This window comes from Acinetobacter sp. YH12134 (assembly GCF_013418555.1).
GTDB lineage: Bacteria > Pseudomonadota > Gammaproteobacteria > Pseudomonadales > Moraxellaceae > Acinetobacter > Acinetobacter indicus.
Map to the genome: position 1 here is coordinate 37,276 of NZ_VPBT01000006.1, position 18,909 is coordinate 56,184.

Annotated in this window: 13 protein-coding genes, 3 tRNA genes and 3 pseudogenes; 10 read left to right on the forward strand and 9 right to left on the reverse strand. The window is 47.3% G+C overall.

Annotated features, from left to right (window positions below; translation table 11 throughout):
- Positions 1-7: 7 nt before the first annotated feature.
- Both FTU69_RS05895 and FTU69_RS05900 read right to left on the reverse strand, forming a co-directional pair.
- The gene (locus FTU69_RS05895) at positions 8-238 is read right to left on the reverse strand and encodes a lipoprotein (RefSeq protein WP_180103601.1); all 231 of its coding nucleotides are present in this window, start codon (positions 236-238) and stop codon (positions 8-10) included.
- Positions 239-371: 133 nt separating this feature from the next.
- On the reverse strand, positions 372-1,775 hold the full coding sequence (locus FTU69_RS05900; RefSeq protein WP_127800407.1) for an amino acid permease: 1,404 nt from the start codon (positions 1,773-1,775) through the stop codon (positions 372-374).
- A gap of 314 nt (positions 1,776-2,089) precedes the next feature.
- Here FTU69_RS05900 and FTU69_RS05905 point away from each other — a divergent pair, with 314 nt between their 5' ends.
- From FTU69_RS05905 to FTU69_RS05915, 3 genes and pseudogenes are all read left to right on the forward strand, one after another.
- Positions 2,090-3,439: a sodium:alanine symporter family protein gene (locus FTU69_RS05905; protein ID WP_034597619.1), complete on the forward strand. Its 1,350-nt coding sequence runs from the start codon at positions 2,090-2,092 to the stop codon at positions 3,437-3,439.
- A gap of 135 nt (positions 3,440-3,574) precedes the next feature.
- Entirely contained in the window at positions 3,575-4,966 is a 1,392-nt protein-coding gene (gene radA, locus FTU69_RS05910) for a DNA repair protein RadA (protein ID WP_016659986.1), read from the forward strand.
- 121 nt (positions 4,967-5,087) lie between these two features.
- Positions 5,088-6,087: pseudogene (locus FTU69_RS05915) on the forward strand (Tim44 domain-containing protein).
- Positions 6,088-6,404: 317 nt separating this feature from the next.
- Here FTU69_RS05915 and FTU69_RS05920 read toward each other — a convergent pair.
- Entirely contained in the window at positions 6,405-7,583 is a 1,179-nt protein-coding gene (locus FTU69_RS05920) for a trypsin-like peptidase domain-containing protein (protein WP_005176504.1), read from the reverse strand.
- Between the two features lie 170 nt (positions 7,584-7,753).
- On the opposite strand from FTU69_RS05920, the gene FTU69_RS05925 reads away from it, so the two are divergent.
- The 6 genes from FTU69_RS05925 to FTU69_RS05950 all read left to right on the forward strand — a co-directional run bounded on the left by FTU69_RS05925 (position 7,754) and on the right by FTU69_RS05950 (position 10,432).
- The gene (locus FTU69_RS05925) at positions 7,754-8,512 is read left to right on the forward strand and encodes a Nif3-like dinuclear metal center hexameric protein (protein WP_005176501.1); all 759 of its coding nucleotides are present in this window, start codon (positions 7,754-7,756) and stop codon (positions 8,510-8,512) included.
- A 151-nt stretch (positions 8,513-8,663) separates the two neighbouring features.
- A complete protein-coding gene (locus tag FTU69_RS05930; RefSeq protein ID WP_005176500.1) occupies positions 8,664-9,290 on the forward strand; it encodes a superoxide dismutase in 627 nt (208 codons plus the stop codon).
- A gap of 146 nt (positions 9,291-9,436) precedes the next feature.
- Positions 9,437-9,512, forward strand: a tRNA-Asn gene (locus FTU69_RS05935).
- Positions 9,513-9,517: 5 nt separating this feature from the next.
- Positions 9,518-9,593: transfer RNA gene (locus FTU69_RS05940), tRNA-Asn, on the forward strand.
- A 263-nt stretch (positions 9,594-9,856) separates the two neighbouring features.
- Positions 9,857-9,932: transfer RNA gene (locus FTU69_RS05945), tRNA-Asn, on the forward strand.
- Positions 9,933-9,988: 56 nt separating this feature from the next.
- On the forward strand, positions 9,989-10,432 hold the full coding sequence (locus FTU69_RS05950; RefSeq protein WP_005176498.1) for a DUF2726 domain-containing protein: 444 nt from the start codon (positions 9,989-9,991) through the stop codon (positions 10,430-10,432).
- Here the strand turns inward: FTU69_RS05950 and FTU69_RS05955 are convergent, their stop codons facing one another.
- Together FTU69_RS05955 and FTU69_RS05960 are read right to left on the reverse strand one after the other, a co-directional pair.
- Positions 10,433-10,711, reverse strand: coding sequence for a hypothetical protein (locus tag FTU69_RS05955; RefSeq protein WP_045795172.1), 279 nt, complete (start codon positions 10,709-10,711; stop codon positions 10,433-10,435).
- Positions 10,712-10,878: 167 nt separating this feature from the next.
- Positions 10,879-12,621, reverse strand: a pseudogene (locus tag FTU69_RS05960) (FAD-dependent monooxygenase).
- Positions 12,622-12,834: 213 nt separating this feature from the next.
- Between FTU69_RS05960 and FTU69_RS05965 the strand changes: the two are divergent.
- A pseudogene (locus FTU69_RS05965) lies at positions 12,835-13,726 on the forward strand (LysR family transcriptional regulator).
- Positions 13,727-13,775: 49 nt separating this feature from the next.
- Here the strand turns inward: FTU69_RS05965 and FTU69_RS05970 are convergent.
- From FTU69_RS05970 to glnA, 4 genes are all read right to left on the reverse strand, one after another.
- The gene (locus tag FTU69_RS05970; protein WP_127800416.1) at positions 13,776-15,008 is read right to left on the reverse strand and encodes a S9 family peptidase; all 1,233 of its coding nucleotides are present in this window, start codon (positions 15,006-15,008) and stop codon (positions 13,776-13,778) included.
- A 126-nt stretch (positions 15,009-15,134) separates the two neighbouring features.
- Positions 15,135-16,013 carry a 4-hydroxybenzoate octaprenyltransferase gene (ubiA, locus tag FTU69_RS05975; RefSeq protein ID WP_180103602.1) on the reverse strand — a complete coding sequence of 293 codons (879 nt, stop codon included), beginning with the start codon at positions 16,011-16,013 and terminating at the stop codon, positions 15,135-15,137.
- Between the two features lie 8 nt (positions 16,014-16,021).
- Positions 16,022-16,531 (reverse strand): chorismate lyase, encoded by a 510-nt coding sequence (locus tag FTU69_RS05980; RefSeq protein WP_045795176.1) that lies wholly within the window; start codon positions 16,529-16,531, stop codon positions 16,022-16,024.
- Between the two features lie 182 nt (positions 16,532-16,713).
- Positions 16,714-18,129, reverse strand: a complete 1,416-nt coding sequence (gene glnA, locus FTU69_RS05985; protein WP_171065055.1) for a type I glutamate--ammonia ligase — start codon at positions 18,127-18,129, stop codon at positions 16,714-16,716.
- Positions 18,130-18,909: the final 780 nt, after the last annotated feature.

An 18,909-nucleotide genomic window follows, 5' to 3' on the forward strand; every position in this document is an offset into this window, starting at 1 on the left:
ATGAACGTTAAGGTGTCGTCGTGGAATTCGAAGCTACAGGTGCAGCAAACTGTTGCTGTACCGGTGCAGGTGTCGGCTCTTCAGGATGTTGCTCTGAATCGACATTGGGATATAACAGATATTTGGCACGTTTGTCGTAATTTGGATCACTCGGCAACTGTAAAGCTCCCGATTGACCACAACCGACCAGTACAAAACTGGCTGTCAATAAACTGATGCAGCAAATGACAGAACTCATCTGACCACCTATTTAAAATTTTCAATGAAGTATAACGCGATCACTGCTGTGACCAAAGTGTTAAACGCTAGAGATTAGCTTGTGCTATAAAAAAACGCCAGTTGGACACTGACGTTTTTTGTTGTGCAATGGCTTATTTCTGTTTTGGCTTATAGAAACCGAAATAGCCAATCAGCAGAATCACAAACCAGATCGGACTGATCATTAAGGCTTGCAAGGTATCTGACTCCAGAGACAGCACATAGATCATACTAATAAAGAAGATGATCACCATCCAGCAGGTGAACAGGCCACCCGGCAATTTAAAAGTCGACTGGGCATGCAGTTCCGGACGGGTTTTGTAATAGACAATATAGCTCCAGATAATAATCAGCCAGACGCAAATAAACAGAATGGTCGAAAGCGTGGTCGCCAACGTAAAGGCTTTCACGGTATCGGGTACGAAATATTGTAACGCCGCACCCAACAGCAGACACACCGCCGAGAAATACAGTGCATTGGCCGGGACTGCACGTTTATTTAAACGGCCAAAGGCTTTAGGACCCTGCTGCTCACGTGACAGACCAAACAGCATCCGGCTGGTCGAGAATACGCCACTGTTCATCGACGACATCACCGAAGACAGTACCACCAGGTTCATGATAATCGCCGCGGCCGCAATACCCGCCTGACTGAACAGGTTTACAAACGGTGAGATATTTGGATCAATCTGGTTCCATGGCGTTACCGACATCACAATTAATAAGGCCAATACATAGAAAATGATGATACGTACCGGAATCGAGTTCACTGCTTTCGGCAGGTTTTTCTCTGGATCTTTGGTTTCAGCCGCTGTGGTACCGACCAGTTCTACCCCAACAAAGGCAAAAATCGCAATCTGGAAACCGGCCAAGAAGCCCATAGTACCTGTCGGGAACAGGCCGCCATGACTCCAGATATGTGTAAAGGATGCGACTGTGCCGGCATCTGAGGTAAAACCGGTAAAAATCATCCATAAACCGACTGCAATCAGCACAATAATGGCAATAATTTTAATCAGCGCAAACCAGAACTCCATTTCACCAAACAGCTTCACGGTCACCAGGTTTAAGCCCATGATGAAGACAATAGCTGCAATACTGATCATCACCCCTTCTTCAGGTGTAAACGGTATCCCGCCATTAAAGAATTGCAGGTAATAAATAATCGCCGACAGGTCTGCAATGCCGATGGTGATCCAGCACAGCCAGTAGGTCCAGCCGACGAAATAGCCGGCCCACGGGCCAATCAGGTCGGTGCTGAAATCAATAAAGGATTTATATTGCAGATTGGACAGCAACAGTTCGCCCAGCGCCCGCATCACGCAGAACACCATAAAACCAATAATCATATAAATAATCAGGATCGATGGCCCGGCCAGGCTGATGGTTTTGCCTGAGCCCATGAACAATCCTGTTCCAATGGCGCCACCAATGGCAATCAGCTGTAAATGCCGGTTAGATAAGCTTCGCTGCAGATCGCCTTTTTCTTGTGACGAATTTGTATTTTGATACGACATTATTGAATTCAACTTCAGTGTTAACCACGACAAACTAACGTAAAAGAAATCAGAAAACAAAAAGAAATGCCGCTTCATCTATATTTTCTGCGGAATAATTAAATTTAATTTATTTTTCTTATAACAAAAAGTTATCAATTTATCCAAAGGGATGATTGACAAGGTTTATATCAATTTTCTTGTCAAAACATAAATTCTGTGTAACAAATAAAAATGCAGCACGCAACTATATCTCTTGCTCAGGATGAGCATGGCATATCAATTGCTTATATAGAAAACAAAATATCTATTTTGAGACATAAGAAGAAACAATGATGCAAGATTTACAAACACTCATGGAAACCCTTAGTGGCTGGGTCTGGGGCCCATATATGCTGGTGCTGATTGTCGGTACCGGGATATTCCTGACCTTCCGCCTGCTGTTCTGGCAATTCCGGATGCTGCCGTTGGCCTTTAAACAGGTTTTTGGCAAACACCCGGACAAACATTCCGGCGATATTTCCCAATTCGCCTCCCTCATGACCGCACTTTCTGCCACCATTGGTACCGGTAATATTGCCGGTGTGGCCACAGCCTGCGTACTCGGTGGTCCGGGCGCCGTATTCTGGATGTGGATGACCGCCCTGTTCGGGATGGCGACCAAATATGGCGAAGGTGTTTTGGCGGTCAAATACCGGGTAAAAAACGAGAAAGGTGAAATGTCCGGTGGTCCAATGTATTACATTGAACGTGGCCTGAAATGGAAATGGCTGGCGCTGATTTTCGCCTTTTTCGGTGCAGTGGCCTCCTTCGGGATTGGCAGCTCGGTGCAATCCAACACGGTAGCACTGGCCGTTGAAAATGGGTTTGGCCTGGAAACCTGGATTACCGGCATCATCATTACCGTATTTTCAGCCCTGGTAATTCTGGGCGGGATTAAATCCATCGCCAAAGCCTCTTCGGTTATTGTGCCGATTATGGCGGTTGGTTATATGGCCGGTGGTTTGGTCATCATCCTGAATAACCTTGAACTGGTGGTGCCAGCACTCAAAATGATTGTCACCTATGCCTTTACCGGTGAAGCTGCCGCAGGTGGTGCGATTGGTGCCGCGATCCGTTATGGTGTTGCGCGCGGGGTCTTCTCCAATGAAGCCGGTATGGGTTCTGCGCCAATTGCTGCCGCTGCAGCCAAAACCGACCATCCGGCACGTCAGGGTCTGGTTTCAATGACTGGTACCTTTATTGACACCATTATTGTCTGTTCAATTACCGGTATTGTGCTGGTCATGGGCTTTATTATGGCCGGCCAGTCTTTTGGTGATCAGAACGGTGCAGTACTGACCATTAGCGTATTCGACAAACTGCTGCCGGGAATCGGGGGCTGGGTGGTGACTTTCGGGGTCATCTTCTTTGCCTATTCGACTATTTTAGGCTGGAGCTATTATGGTGAAAAATGTGCGACCTATCTGCTTGGTGAGAAATTTGTACTGCCGTATCGCCTGATTTACATTGCGTCGGTGTTTATTGGCTGTGTCGCAACCCTAGATCTGGTCTGGCTGTTTGCTGATACCTTTAACGGTTTAATGGCGGTACCGAACTTGATTGCCTTATTGCTGCTGTCGGGTGTAATTGCCAAAGAATCGAAAGATTTTATTGCACGACGCAAATCCGGCGAACTCTACTAAAGCGTTCAAATCAAACTACAAGATCAACCACCTGCGGGTGGTTTTTCTTTGCCGGCGTATCAACAATTTGAAAATCGGCATTTCCTCTGTATGCTGTGGGGCAAGATTTAAAAAACACATTCCAGACGTTTATTTATGGCAAAAGCAAAAAGTGTCTATCGCTGTGAACAATGCGGCGCAGATCATCCTAAATGGGCTGGTCAATGTTCAGACTGTGGTGAATGGAACTGTTTAACCGAAGTCAGCATTGCCCCTGCGGTGACCCATCGTGCCCAGCCACGTATGGGCGGCGGCTATGCCGGTCAGGCCTCAACTGTAACTACTTTAAACCAGATTTCAGTCTCTACCGAAACCCGCCTTGCCACCGGTATTGGCGAATTTGACCGGGTACTTGGTGGTGGTTTGGTCACTGGTTCAGTGGTGCTGATTGGTGGTGATCCCGGAATTGGTAAATCGACCATTTTGCTGCAAACCGCGACCCATATGGCCGCCAGCAACAGCGCTGCCTTATATGTCACTGGTGAAGAATCCTTATCACAGGTGGCCTTACGCGCGCAGCGTCTGGATTTACCGACCGATCAGCTCAAAGTGATGGCTGAAACCTGTGTGGAACGGATTTGTGAGGTACTGGCCCAGCAACGTCCTGCGGTGGCGATTCTGGACTCCATCCAGACCTTATATACTGAAACCTTGCAGTCTGCACCGGGTGGCGTATCGCAAATCCGTGAATCGGCGGCGCTCCTGACCCGTTTTGCCAAAAATAGTGGCACAGCATTGTTTATTGTCGGTCATGTGACCAAAGAAGGTGCATTGGCCGGGCCACGTGTGCTGGAACATATGGTGGACTGTGTGCTGTATTTTGAAGGTCAGTCCGATTCCCGCTACCGGATGATTCGTGCGGTCAAAAACCGTTTTGGCGCGGTCAATGAACTGGGCGTGTTTGGCATGACCGATAAAGGCTTGCGTGAAGTGGCCAATCCGTCAGCGATTTTCCTGAGCCGTTATGATGAAGCCATTCCCGGCTCAATTGTGATGATTAGCCGCGAAGGCACCCGTCCGCTGTTGGTGGAAGTACAGGCACTGGTCGATGATGCACATGGTCAGCCGCGCCGGGTTGCACTCGGCTTAGAACAAAACCGGCTGAATATGCTGCTGGCGGTGATGCATCGTCATGGTGGTGTGCAGACGTCCGGTCAGGATGTCTATGTCAATATTGTCGGCGGGCTGAAAATTACCGAAACCGGCTCCGATCTGGCGGTGCTGCTGGCCTGTGCTTCGAGTATTCGCGGCAAAGCCCTGCCCCAGCAACTGGCGGTGTTTGGTGAAGTCGGTTTATCCGGTGAAATCCGTCCGGTGCCGAATGGTCAGGAACGTCTAAAAGAAGCGATTAAACATGGCTTTAAATATATTATTTTGCCACGTGCCAATGCACCGCAAAAAGCGATTCCAGGGGTGCAGGTGATTGCGGTGGCCCGTTTGCATGAAGCCCTGAGCGAGGCCATGAGTTTAAGTGAAGAACTGCACTAGAGCCTTTGCCCTATTTTTTGAGCTTTTCATGTGAAAAAAGCTGAATTCTGTATTGAAATTCGGGACAAATGCCTGCATAAATACAGGGCGATAAATTTCTTTTTTTAAATAGGAAAAATTGATGGAAGTTCGACAGCGTGGTTTGATGGCTGGTATTTTAACAGCTGCCCTCTTGGTTGCCCCTTTAGCAGCCGAAGCAAAACGTGCCGGTGGTGGTAAAAGCCATGGCATGAGCCGTTCAGCAACACCAACTCAATCTTACCAACAGCCTCGTCAAGCTACTCCTGCACAACAGCCCGCTCCAGCTACTGCGCCTGCGCAGCAAAAATCTGGTCCGGGTGTCGGTGGTATGGTCGCTGCGGGTGTTGCAGGTGCTGCGATTGGTGCAGTGGCTGCCAATGCCTTAGCAGATGATCAGCCAGCCAGCCAGGCACAGGCTCAACAGGAGGAAGAAGGTGGAATCCCAGGCTGGATCTGGATTCTCCTCGCTGCAGCAGTCGCCTTCTTCATTTTCCGCAAGATGGGCGCAAAAAAAAAAATTAGCAGCCAATAACCCGTATGCGCCAAATAACGGTGCCAATAACGCACCGTTTGGTCAATCTGCTGCTGCACCACGTGCCGGTGGCGATAACACCAATATCTTTGGCCAGAACGTCGGTGGTTCAGCCCCAACCAACAATGCGCCATTTGGTGCAGCACCAGTGAATAACGCTGCCTTTGGTACCGCGTACACCAACAGTGGTAACCAGTTACCAGATGGTACGGAGCCAGCAGCCTTTCTGCGTGTTGCACGTCAGCGTTTTAACCATATTCAGTCTATGAATACGGCCAGCAATATTGCTGAAATTCAGCGTTATTTAACCCCTGATCTGTACCAGTCGATGTATCAGGACATCATGGCCAATCAGGATCAGGATGTGGCTGAGTTTTCTAACCTAAATGCGATGGTGGTCGATTCTGCTACTGAAAATGGTCAGTATGTGGTGAGTGTGCGCTTTACCGGTACGGTGAGTGAAGATTTAAACAGCTTGCCACAGCCATTCACTGAAATCTGGCATTTTGTTAAGCCAGCAGGCTCTAGCCAGGACTGGTTGGTTGCGGGTATCCAGCAAGAACACTAATTAAACCTAAGATCAAAAACGGCGGCTTCGGCCGCTGTTTTTGTTTTTGCACCGCCTGCGGAATGTTATTCATTTAGTTGCTTTATTTTGTCCCCAACCGATTATCTCGAGGGATGGAAAGACCTAGAGATGTGATACAGCGATCATCTCTATAAGACGGTATGTCTGCTCTGCGCCATTCAGTACGTTCCTACGTATTTTCGCTTGATCTTACAATATCGCTCTTCACTAACAGACTGCTGATAAAATTCACCCATTAAAAAAAGCCCCGACCTGCGGAGCTTTTTCATGTTTAATTTACAGCGCGTACTGCGAGCTTATTCTGGTAATGGAATAAACTGTTTATCACTGTTTTGCACTTTACGCTCACCAACCACCACTTGCAGCTCTAAAGACTGTTCTTCACGTTCAATCAGGATATTCACCGGCTGGTTCGGTTGCTGCAGCGCCACATAATTAATCAGGTGTGATGTTGAGCTAATCTCTTCATCATTCACTTTCAGGATTTTATCGCCACGGCGAATACCGGCTTTGGCCGCAGGACCATTGGCCAAGACATCTGCCACCACCACGCCACTTTGTTTTGGCTCCAGAATATTCTGTTGCTGTACCGGCAATAAGCTAATACCTAACCAGCCACGTACCACGCGACCATCTTTTAAAATCGAGTTCAGTACCTGCTGACAGACCTGTGCCGGAATAGCAAAGCCAATGCCCAAAGAACCGCCCGATTGCGAGAAAATTGCGGTATTAACCCCAATTAAGTTCCCGGCCACATCAATTAGCGCACCGCCGGAATTCCCCGGGTTAATGGCAGCATCAGTCTGAATAAAGTCTTCATAGGTATTAATGCCTAAATCCGAACGACCGGTCGCGGAAATAATCCCCTGAGTGACGGTTTGGCCTACCCCAAACGGGTTACCAATCGCCAGCACCACATCACCGACTTCATTGCCACTGAGTTTAAATGGTAAAACCGGTAACTGATCCAGCTCAATTTTAATTACCGCCAAGTCGGTATCCGGATCGGTGCCGACCACTTTTGCCTCGGCACGACGGCCATCATGCAAGGCCACCACAATCTGATCGGCCTGGGCAATCACATGGTTATTCGTCAAAATGTAACCATCGGCACGTACAATCACCCCGGAACCGAGGCTGTTTTCATTAGGTCCCTGGCGATATTGTTCCGGTAACTGATCACCAAAAAATTCACGGAATGCCGGATCATTAAACAAAGGATGATTAGGCTGCTTGATTTTCTGGGTGGTAAAAATATTGACCACGGCCGGTGCTGCTACTTTTACGGCAGCACTATAAGACACCACCCCGCCAGTACGGGTGGTATCAATCAGCGGTTCTACTTTTTCAGCAGGCATTTTCACCCCATCCGGGGCAACGGGAGCTTTCGGTTTTTGAAACTGTTGCCAGCCCAAAAAGCCAATAATCACAATAATAAGTAACACCCAAGGTAACCATGTAAAGGTCCGGCGCACAGCTCTATCCTCTAAAATTTTTTAATTCATTGATGACTAAGTAATTTATGACCTATTGTAAAGCGAAATACATAAGGAAACATAAAAATCACTAAAGAGTTTTGTGCTGCTTTAGTTACAATTCAAAATATGTTTTGATGACAACAAAATTTAAGGCTTTTGAGAGATTTATGGCTAAGCTGCATGACCTGATCCGCTGGTGTGATCAAACCTTAAAATCAGCCGAGTTTAAAGACTATGCCCCAAACGGCTTGCAAATTGAAGGCAAACCGGAAGTCAAAAAAATTCTGTGTGCGGTAACTGCATCACAAGATGCGATTGAAGCCGCCATTGCCGAGCAGGCCGATGTGCTGCTGGTGCATCATGGCTATTTCTGGAAAGGTGAACCCTACCCGATTACCGGAATGCGCGGTAAACGCATTAAAAGCCTAATCCAGCATGATATTTCACTAGTAGGTTATCATTTACCGCTCGATTCACATCCTGAACTGGGCAATAATGCGGCCATTGCTGATATTTTGGGACTGGAGCAACTAGAAGCACTGGACCCGAGTGAACGTCATCCAATTGGCAATATTGGCTATTTAAAACAGGCCATGTCACCAGAAGCGTTTAAAGCCCTGTTAAGTGAAAAACTGGGGTTTGATACCATTCATTTACCGGCCAATCCAACCGAAATCCGCAAAGTCGGTTTCTGTACCGGCGGCGCGCAGGATTATATTCATAAAGCCGCAGCGCAAGACTGTGATGCCTATATTTCTGGCGAAGTGTCAGAACGTACCTTTTATGAAGCCAAAGAACTGGGCGTCCATTATTATGCCTGTGGCCATCACGCGACTGAACGCTACGGTGTACAGCGTTTGGGACAGGCGCTGGCACGCGAATTTAATCTCGAATATGTCTATTTCGAATTGAATAATCCGATTTAAAACTTGTGAGATGAATTGAGGCTGGCTTATACGTATAAATTAAGGATTTATTGTGTAATGTTATTTATAAGCAATGCGCAATTTTGTTGAATAATCTATTACAATAAGCCGACTTAAACTCAAAACCCAGCATAAGCAAGGAATTGAAAACATGACAACGATTACTTTACCAGCATTACCATATGGTTACGAAGATCTTGCGCCGCACATCAGCAAAGAGACTTTAGAATTTCACCATGACAAGCACCACAACACCTATGTTGTGAACCTGAACAACCTGATCGCAGGTACTGAGCTTGAAGGTAAAACTTTAGAAGAAATCATCAAGGCAAGTGCTGGCGATGCTTCTAAAGCAGGTATTTTCAACAATGCGGCACAAGTATGGAACCACACATTCTACTGGAACTGTATGGCGAAAAACGGTGGTGGTAAACCTACTGGTGCAATTGCAGCGAAAATTGATGAAGCTTTCGGTTCATACGAAAAATTTGCTGAAGAATTTGCAACTGCTGCTGCAACTCAATTCGGTTCAGGTTGGGCATGGTTAGTGGCTGACGATGTAAACGGCAAACTATCAATCATGAAAACTTCAAATGCAGATACGCCAATGGCGCACGGCAAAATTGCAGTATTAACGATTGACGTTTGGGAACACGCTTACTACATCGACTTCCGTAATGCACGTCCTAAGTACATCTCGACTTTCCTTGAAAGCCTGGTGAACTGGGATTATGCCAACGCGAAACTTGCAGGCCAACCAGCTGGCGTAGAAAAATAATTTTATTTTTCTGTGTAAAAAATCACCCTTTAAGGGTGATTTTTTTATTTTTAGGGAATAACTGCATAAATCTAAGGCAAATGATTCATTTGTTTAAATAATCTGGTTGACGACCGGCGCATTCCTCCCTAAAATGCGCATCAGATTCTCCAATAGCTCAGTCGGTAGAGCGACGGACTGTTAATCCGCAGGTCCCTGGTTCGAGCCCAGGTTGGAGAGCCATCTAATCTCCCATAGCTCAGTCGGTAGAGCGACGGACTGTTAATCCGCAGGTCCCTGGTTCGAGCCCAGGTGGGAGAGCCAAGATTCTAAAAACCCACTCCAGTTGAGTGGGTTTTTTTATGGCGTTTAGATTGGGGGATTCAATGAGAATCATCATCCTAAAATAGCCCCTACCTGTACCACGGCACCCTGCCCGTCATAGACCAGTAAAAGCCACACACCAAGCTTTCTGCTTCCAAACGCCTTCATTCGTTTATTTTTAATTCAGTTAAACTGAAAAACTACATTTTTTCAGGCCGCGGACTTGACCACCTGCCCTTTGCCGCCTAGAATGCGTTTCAGATTCTCCCATAGCTCAGTCGGTAGAGCGACGGACTGTTAATCCGCAGGTCCCTGGTTCGAGCCCAGGTGGGAGAGCCAAGATTCTAAAAACCCACTCCATTTGAGTGGGTTTTTTCTTTATACAAGTATGTGTTGTGTTCAATAGCGCTCAGTCGACTTTCTTCTTTATTGGCTGCCTGGCCACACTGGTGCTGATGCTGCTGGTGGCGGCCTCCTATTTGCGCCCCAAACAGAAATATTTTCCGAAAAAAGTCATTACCCCGTTTGAAGCCAAGATGTTTGCCCGCTTAAAGCAGGCTTTTCCCGAACATCATATTCTGGCTCAAGTTGCTTTTAGTGCGTTAATTACCAATAGTAACTACAAGATCCGTTCCCGCTTTAATCGCAAGGTCACCGATTTTGTTTTGCTGGATCAGCAGATGAATGTGGTGATTATTATTGAACTGGATGATCCCACTCATATTGGCAAAGAAAGCGAAGATGCCGAGCGGGATGCCATGTTGCTTGAGGCGGGCTATCAGGTGATCCGATACACGGAGATTCCGAGTATCAGACAATTGCAGCAGGATATTCTTTAATTAAGGCGCTACAGCTTCAGAAGCTGCTGGGTTTGCATCGGCTTGTTGTTGAGCTTGTTGCTGCGCCTGCTGTTGTTCAGCTGCTTCACGCGCTTTAATCCGCGCAATCATCTCTGCCTGCTGCTGTTTATATTTTTCCTGATTTTTCGCATCGCTGTTGACAGCCAGAAACGCCATACTGACCAGAAAAACAGGAATCAGCAGACCTAAACTGGCCAACAGAATAATCTTTTTGGTATTGGGTGGCTGATTCGGTCGTTGCTGTTCAGGCGCGGTCATGAGAGAGTCCTCTGTCAGATGCATCAAAATGACGCTCAATATAACAAAATCATTTTCGAGGACAAAGCCTCTGTTGATGTTTGCTTGAACCTGAAGATACAACACAGCCGCCTGTACGGCTACAGACGGCTGCGTTACAGATCACGTCAGACTGCTCATCTACCCGATTAGAGGTTCAGCTGAATCTCGCCAAAAACCTGAGTTAAACAGGCCAGATGATCAAAGCCTTGTTCTGGTGTGTCCTGCATCCGCCAAGCCACATAGCCATCCGGACGTACCAGCACGGCACCGGCATCGGCAATTTCCGATTTTTGCTGCCAGGTGGCATAGACATCGCGATGTTCACGTGAACCAATCTGAATCACATCCAGATAGTCCAGCTTTAACCGGGCCGCTGCCGCTTTCCATGCTGCACCCGATAAACCGGTCAGTAGCGTAAAGCGCCCTTTACCGACAATATCCAGGGTGGAATATTTATAGCCCTGCGCATCAATCAGCCAGGTATGCGGTAGTTTGGCACCCGGACGTGTGGTGGCTTGCAAATACAGCTACGGGTCCTGTACAAAGATTTCTTCATCTGTTTCTGCCAGCACGGCATTGGACAAATAACGCTGGTTTAGCTCCACCCCTTGAGCATTAAACTCATAATGTTTAATCGCCAGCGCCTGATACAGCTTTTCCCGAATCTCGGCCGCTTCCGGTGTTTCCGCAAAAATCCGCTGCAACATCTCGGCCTGGGTCTGCACACCCTGATCAAAACCAAATACTGCTTTTAAGTGCTTATAGTCAAAACGGGACTGGTTGGCACGCGCTACAATCTGCTTGCCCACCGGCGCCCGTTCATCACTATAAGAGTCCAGTAGCGCTGGCTTGGCCCAGCCTTTAAGCACATAAGCCAGCTTCCAGCCCAGGTTAAACGCATCCTGCATACAGGTGTTGGAACCTAAACCACTCGATGGCGGATGACGATGTACCGCATCGCCACCACAGAACACACGCCCCACCGAATACTGGGTGGCCCAGGTCTGATTGACATACCAGTAAGATACTTTTTCAATTTCGACCTGCTGCACCTCTTCACCCACAAAGGTGTTCAGTCGCGCCCGAACCTGGGCTTCGGTGACTTGCGGCTCGCCTTTGCTGATATCAAAGCCCCAGCCCATAATCCATTCATTCCAGGGCTGAATGGCACGTAGCAATCCCATGCCCAAGTCACCAAAACTGGCTTCCGGATTCACAATCCACTGTAAAATGGCCGGACGATGCGTCACGTATTTGGACAGGTCGGCTTTAAAAGTGACGTACACGGTTCCGGCACGCGCCATCCCCCCTTCTAAGGGCAGTTTCAGCTCTTCAACAATTTTCGAACGCGCCCCATCCATCCCAATTAAATATTTGGCCCGCAGGCTAAATTCAGTTTGGGTCACCCGATTCAGAAAGGTCACGGTTATGCCGTGCTCATCCTGAGTATGTGATAAATATTCAGTATTGAAGTTATAAATCACACCGCGTTCGGCCGCATTCTTGACCAGCAGTGCTTCCATTTTTGGCTGGATCAGATCGACAAAGGGACATGGACTGCCTTTGATGTAATCGCCATGACGTTCATCGCCCGTGCCCCAGCAGCTCATCCGGGCAATTTCTTCCCCGACCAGACTGGTGGTGAGTAAACATTCACCCATCTGCTGCCACGGCGTAGCAATGGCTTTGACCTGCTCTTCAATGCCCAAGTCACGCATAACTTCCATCGCACGCTGGTTGGTAATATGCGCACGCGGACTGTTGGCCAGCCAGTTAAACTGGGTAAACAGCTGCACCCTGATGCCATAACTGGCCAAGGCCAGCCCCAAGGTGGAACCCGCCGGCCCCGTACCAATCACCAGCACATCAGTATCATAGTGTGTAGACATTCCGGACGCCTTTTACCGCTGTATCTGTTGCAGAATATTTGTATGCAGTGTAATCCGCCCCATCCAGGCCGCCTATTTCTATGTATATAAACGATAGTGCTATTGGTTTTAGCTCTAGTCAGCTGCTGGATAAAACACATCAGCTGATGTGAAATGCAGTTTAGACCGTGTTGGGTTACACTAGGGCGATGATCTGCACAGTGGATGAAAGTCATGGAATTACGGCATTTACGCTATTTTGCAGCGGTGGCAGAAGAACAGAGTTTTACCAAAGCAGCAGATAAACTCTTTACCGCCCAGCCCTTTAAGCCAGCAGATTAAGGATTTAGAAGAAGAAGTCGGGGTTCGTTTGCTGGATCGCTCGGCGCGGCAGATTCAACTGACCGATGAAGGCCGGGCCTTTTTACCTTATGCCTTGCAAGCGATTGAAAACGCCAAACTTGCAATTTCCGCAGCGCGTCAGGTGGCGCATCAGAAAAACAACCAGATTCATATTGGCTTATTGAACGTGGCCGAACTGAAAGTACTACCACTGATACTGGAACGCTTAAAACAGGCCATTCCCAATCTGCAGATTCATATCCAGAGTCTGACCTGTCTGGAGCAGATTCAGCGCCTGAAAAATGCCGAGCTGGATTTAAGCCTGACCCGCTATGCCATTCAGCAGGATGATTTTGTCGATCTTCCTATTCTGTCAGAAAAAATCTATCTGGTATCGGGGCAAAAATCTGCACCGACCAAGTCCCGGATGAGTGCTGAAGCTTTGCTGCAACAGCGGCTGATTATGTGCGAGCAAACCGCTTCTCCGGTGTTTTATGAACAGGTCACCCGGCAGGTGCCGATTGAACAGATGCCAGCCGAGCAGTTACTCTGGGTCACCAATGTATTACAGCATATTAACCTGATTAATCTGGGGATGGGCTACAGTTTGGTGCCGGAATATCTGCTGCGCTTTCTGGATGAGCATGTCACGATCATTGAAACCGATTTTGAAGTTCAGCCACTCCATCTGTATGCCAATTACCGTAAAAATAACCATAATCTGGCGCTGCAGCTCATTACTCAGGAACTGACCAAACTCGAAATCTCGGTCACTGAGAGCTGATCAGCCTCGATCTTCCAGACTGATCAGCGAGTTTTTTTTCAGGAAGATACTATTGCGCAGGCATATGGGTTTGAATAAAGCGCACCAGCTCGGCATTTCTCTGCACAATGGCCTGGGTATGCGAGGCACCCGGTACTAGTTCATATTCAACCATCGTCCCCATCTCTCTTAAGTTATCTACCAGTGCCGTGGTGACAGCTGCCGGCACAGCAGTATCTGCTTCACCCTGAATCACCATAATCGGTTTATCCAGCTTTTTGGTGGCCGGCTGGTTAATGGCCAGGAAGCGCTTAATGGTTGCATTGTCCTGGAAATTTGCAGTCAATCCCGGATAATCAGCCACAGCAAGACCACTATTTTCAGTAAAGGCATCTATATCTTCCCTAAAGGACTGCATCAACTCGTCCAGACATTGGCCATTTTCACCATTGTTGCCTTCGGCTTCTGGCACAATATCCTGCGATTCCGGCTGGAAGATGCTGAGGTAATTAAAGTCCGGTTCATAGGCTTTAATGCCGACCGCGACATAGGCAGCATAGGCCATCAGTTCTGCATAGACATTACGGGCCGTTCCAACCGGATACAGACCAACACTCTCTGCCAGCTCCAGATCATGAATGGCCGCCGGCGCGACTTCCGCAATGATATAACCCAGACTCGAAGCCGGTGCTGCTGCCACTGCACCTTTATAATTGGCATCCTGATTGGCAAATTCCGCAGTACCTAAAGAGGCATGACCACCCTGTGACTGCCCCACCGACATCCAGGCACCATGCATGTGTGCACCCAGATCTTCTTTTAAGGCGCGTACTGAATAAATAGCAGACTGGGCCGCACTTTCTAAATGTAAATACGGATGAATGCCCGGCGTGCCCAGCCCTTCATAATCTGGCGCGACAATCACATAGCCTGCGGCCAGTAAACTTTCCGCCATGGCCTTAAAACGCGGATTTAAACTGTTGCGACTCGGTGCACAATGATCAGCAATGCCCACTGTTCCATGTTCCCAGACCACCACACGCCAGCCATCTACCGGACGAGGTGCGGACGGATAAAATACCATGGCGGTAGCTTCTGTTTTCTGGTCACGTACATTTGGCATTTTATAGGTCATGACCCGGATGATCGCACCTTCAATACCATCTTGGGTATAGGCAGCATCAGATACAAAAGTTTTGTCACGGATAAAGTTAAAGTCATTATCATCGCCACCACATGCTGTAAATAACAGCGCCGAGGAGCAGGTTACCGCCAATAACAGTTTTTTAAATGTCGTTGTCATCTTGAATTCCTCTTTATCTTCTTGTTGTTAAGTACTCAGCCTGAGTTCTTTGAATTAAGCATAAAAAAAAGCATCCTGCTCGGATGCTTTGTTGGCTTTTTGCAAGATCAGACCAAATGCATAAACCTAGAGAAGTGCAAGAAAAATTCCGGCAAAAATCATCAGCCCAACCCAACGGTTATGCCGAAAAGCCCAGAAACATTGCTGCGGATTGCGGTCTTTGGTTTTGTGCCATTGATAGATAAAATCCAGTGCCACCACAGCCAGTGCCACCAGACCAAATGGCATGAACAGATTTTCGATCCACAACGCCGCGCCAATCAGGAGCAGACTGATCAGCTGCAAGGCAGAAATAATCTCAATATCATAACGGCCAAATAAAATGGCGGTCGATTTCACCCCAATTTTGAGATCATATTCGCGGTCAGTAATCGCATATTGAGTGTCATAGGCCACAGTCCAGGCCAGGTTGCCAAAGTACAATAACCAGCAGGTTAAATCCGGGGTTGCACCCACCGCGGTATAGGCCATAGGAATAGACCATGAAAATGCGGCGCCCAGAAATACCTGCGGTAAATGAGTATAGCGTTTCATAAACGGGTAGATAAAGGCCAGAAATAACGCCCCAAACGACCAGTAAAAGGTTTCAAGCGGCAAGAACAACAACAGGCAGGCACTGGCAGCAACCAGCACCAGAAACACCATCACCGCTTCTTTGGCGCTAATGATGCCGGTGGCCAAAGGACGGGTTTTGGTCCGCTCAACATGCGCATCAACTTTACGATCAGCAAAGTCATTAATGGCACAGCCTGCCGCACGCATAAAGATCACGCCCAGAATCATTGGAATCAGCACACCTATGGCCGGTGTTCCCTGAGCAGCAATCCATAAGACCCACATGGTTGGCCAGAACACCAGTTCGGTACCAATCGGCTTATCAAAACGGCATAAATAGTAATAGGCTTCCAAGCGCTCACGCCAGGTAATTGAATGTGCAGTTGCCATGACTGTCCTTAACCACGTTGCTGTTGAAAAGAAGAATGTAGAAATTGCTCAAAGCTGGGCAAGAAACTTTCTTGCACAATAAATTTACAGCCATGCCAAGTATAGCAGCTCTGTCTGGTCCAGCCTTCGGGCAATAAAATCACCCGGCGCTCACAGGCCGGATTGGTACGTTGAAACAAAAACTGGCCAATCGGCTTTTTACCAATATGCTTGAACAGGCGTGCTTTTTTTTGCAGGCTTAAAATCGGAAAGATGCTTTTGGCTTGAACCCAAGGCTGCTCTTCACAGCCATATAAATAGCTTTCCCGCACCCAGGAGGTATGCTGATGCGGCATGCCCAGCCATTTGGCATCTTCAAAGCTCAGGCGCTGGAAACGTTCACGCAGTGGCTGTACCTGAAACTGGCCACCGGCCAGATCGGTTAATTGTTGTGTCAGGGAGCCTGGTGCATACAGCCATGTCTTCAATCCTGCAGGAATGGTCTGATCCTGAAATTGACAGGTCTGTTGGCCGCGCATCACTTATTCCCCTTTTATCGCTTGGCCTAGTGTAACTGAAATCTGTTACTAAACCATGGGCTTTTCAGCCAAAAAGCGCAAATGTCATATTCGCCATCAATCTACCTCACCTCAATGAATATGAAGGCCATAAAAAAATCCGCGACAAGCGCGGATTTTCTGAGCATGAATCTGAGGTCAAATTACAGGCTGTAGTACATGTCTAATTCAACTGGGTGAGTAGTCGTGTTCAGACGACGAACTTCTTCAGTTTTTAGCTCGATATAAGCATCGAGCATTTCTTTTGTGAACACGCCGCCTTTTAACAGGTAGTCATGGTCAGCGGCCAGTGCTTCCAGCGCCATTTCAAGGCTGTGAGCAACGGTTGGGATTTTTGCTTCTTCTTCCGGTGGAAGATCGTACAGGTTCTTGTCCGCAGCTTCACCTGGGTGAATCTTGTTCTGGATACCGTCAATACCCGCCATTAACAATGCCGCGAAACCTAAGTACGGGTTCATCATTGGATCTGGGAAACGTGCTTCAATACGCTTGCCTTTCGGGCTAGACACGTAAGGAATACGGATTGATGCAGAACGGTTACGCGCTGAGTAAGCCAGCATAATCGGTGCTTCGAAGTGTGGAACCAGACGCTTGTACGAGTTAGTTGAAGGGTTAGTAATCGCATTCAATGAACGGGCATGCTTGATGATACCGCCAATGAAGTACAGTGCCATTTCAGACAGACCAGCGTATTCATCACCCGCGAACAGGTTTTTGCCGTCTTTAGAGATCGACATATGCACGTGCATACCTGAACCGTTATCGCCTACCATTGGTTTAGGCATAAACGTCGCAGTTTTCGCGTATTGGTGCGCTACGTTCCACACCGCATATTTGAACTGTTGCACTTCGTCAGCTTTACGCACCATGGTGTTGAAGCTCACACCAATCTCTAACTGGCAAGATGCAACTTCGTGGTGATGTACTTCTACACGACCTGGGCCCATGATCTCTTCGATTTTTGCACACATATCTGCACGCATATCGTGGTGAGAATCAACTGGAGGAACCGGGAAGTAACCACCTTTAACGCGTGGACGGTGGCCAGAGTTACCAGACTCGTAGTCTTTACCTGTAGACCAAGCCGCTTCTTCAGCAATTAAAGTGTGGCGTGCGCCAGACATATCGATGTCCCATTTCACTTCGTCAAATACGAAGAATTCTGGTTCTGGGCCAAAGAATGCAGTATCACCAATACCGGTAGACTTTAAGTAATCTTCTGCACGGCGAGCAATCGAGCGTGGGTCACGTTCATAACCCTGACCTGTAGATGGTTCGATGACATCACAAGTCACGACAACTGTTGGTTCCGCAAAGAATGGGTCGATGAAACCAGTTTCAGCGTCTGGACGTAAAATCATGTCAGATGCTTCAATGCCTTTCCAACCAGCAATTGAAGAACCATCAAACATTTTACCGTCTTCGAAGGTATCTTCATCGATACTGTCTGCAGGGTAAGTTACGTGCTGCTCTTTACCCTTAGTATCAGTAAAGCGGAAATCGACCCATTTTGCACCACTTTCTTGTATGAGTTGAAGGACCTTGTTCGCCATGCTCATTTTGCTCCAATGATATTTTGTTGCACACCCAAGTGCGTGTTAGTAGTTGGCAGTTATTAAGCAATTACCGTACCAACTTTTAAAAGCAAAGTTAAAATATTGAATTTCTTATGAGAAATTAAGATTTAGGGATTTTGCTTTGTGCCTATTATACTAGGGCTATACTGAAATGCACCATATTCAAGCACTCTTTGCGATTTTTCCTGCAAAAGATTTCTCGTGTGTATCAAAATAGTGCAAATAATCAGGTTTCATTTTAACACAGCTTAATAATACTGCTGTTTATTTCGCCAATTTCGCGCTTCATGCAATTTTTCTAATGAATTTCAGACTGGATTAATTGAGTGATTTATAGATAAAAACTCTTTTTTCCAGTAAAAATCAGATTTTCATTTATTTCTGCTTATTTTTTCTTCAAGTGCTTTTCTGTGCGCTTTTCGCAAGTCGTGCTCAGCTAAATTTTTATGCCCATTTTAAAATGCGCCATTTTGGTGAATCTGCGTCATTATGCATCATTTTAGGGGTTTGGCAGCAAGAGGGGTCAACATCACAGCGGACACGTAAAAGCCACAAGCTGAATGCAGCTCAGCCATAAACTTAAAAGATTTCATCTGTATAAAAGCTATTCTGCTTGAAAATGTTCAGCCGCACATGTTTATTTTTTGCTATGATGATTTGCACTGCGTTTTCCCCGCATTTTTTCGCTCGAAAAATAGCCGTGTTGTGACCTCCCTCCACTTTGGAAAACCAGGCATTTCAGGGAATTCTTCAAGCACAGTC

Bases quoted from the DNA above. Each gene is read 5' to 3' on its own strand.
- FTU69_RS05905 (WP_034597619.1), top strand. From the start codon at position 2,090: ATGCAAGATTTACAAACACTCATGGAAACCCTTAGTGGCTGGGTCTGG.
- FTU69_RS05970 (WP_127800416.1), bottom strand. From the start codon at position 15,008: ATGACAACGACATTTAAAAAACTGTTATTGGCGGTAACCTGCTCCTCG.
- radA (WP_016659986.1), top strand. From the start codon at position 3,575: ATGGCAAAAGCAAAAAGTGTCTATCGCTGTGAACAATGCGGCGCAGAT.
- FTU69_RS05980 (WP_045795176.1), bottom strand. From the start codon at position 16,531: ATGCGCGGCCAACAGACCTGTCAATTTCAGGATCAGACCATTCCTGCA.
- FTU69_RS05955 (WP_045795172.1), bottom strand. From the start codon at position 10,711: ATGACCGCGCCTGAACAGCAACGACCGAATCAGCCACCCAATACCAAA.
- FTU69_RS05895 (WP_180103601.1), bottom strand. From the start codon at position 238: ATGAGTTCTGTCATTTGCTGCATCAGTTTATTGACAGCCAGTTTTGTA.
- glnA (WP_171065055.1), bottom strand. From the start codon at position 18,129: ATGAGCATGGCGAACAAGGTCCTTCAACTCATACAAGAAAGTGGTGCA.
- ubiA (WP_180103602.1), bottom strand. From the start codon at position 16,013: ATGGCAACTGCACATTCAATTACCTGGCGTGAGCGCTTGGAAGCCTAT.
- FTU69_RS05925 (WP_005176501.1), top strand. From the start codon at position 7,754: ATGGCTAAGCTGCATGACCTGATCCGCTGGTGTGATCAAACCTTAAAA.
- FTU69_RS05930 (WP_005176500.1), top strand. From the start codon at position 8,664: ATGACAACGATTACTTTACCAGCATTACCATATGGTTACGAAGATCTT.
- FTU69_RS05900 (WP_127800407.1), bottom strand. From the start codon at position 1,775: ATGTCGTATCAAAATACAAATTCGTCACAAGAAAAAGGCGATCTGCAG.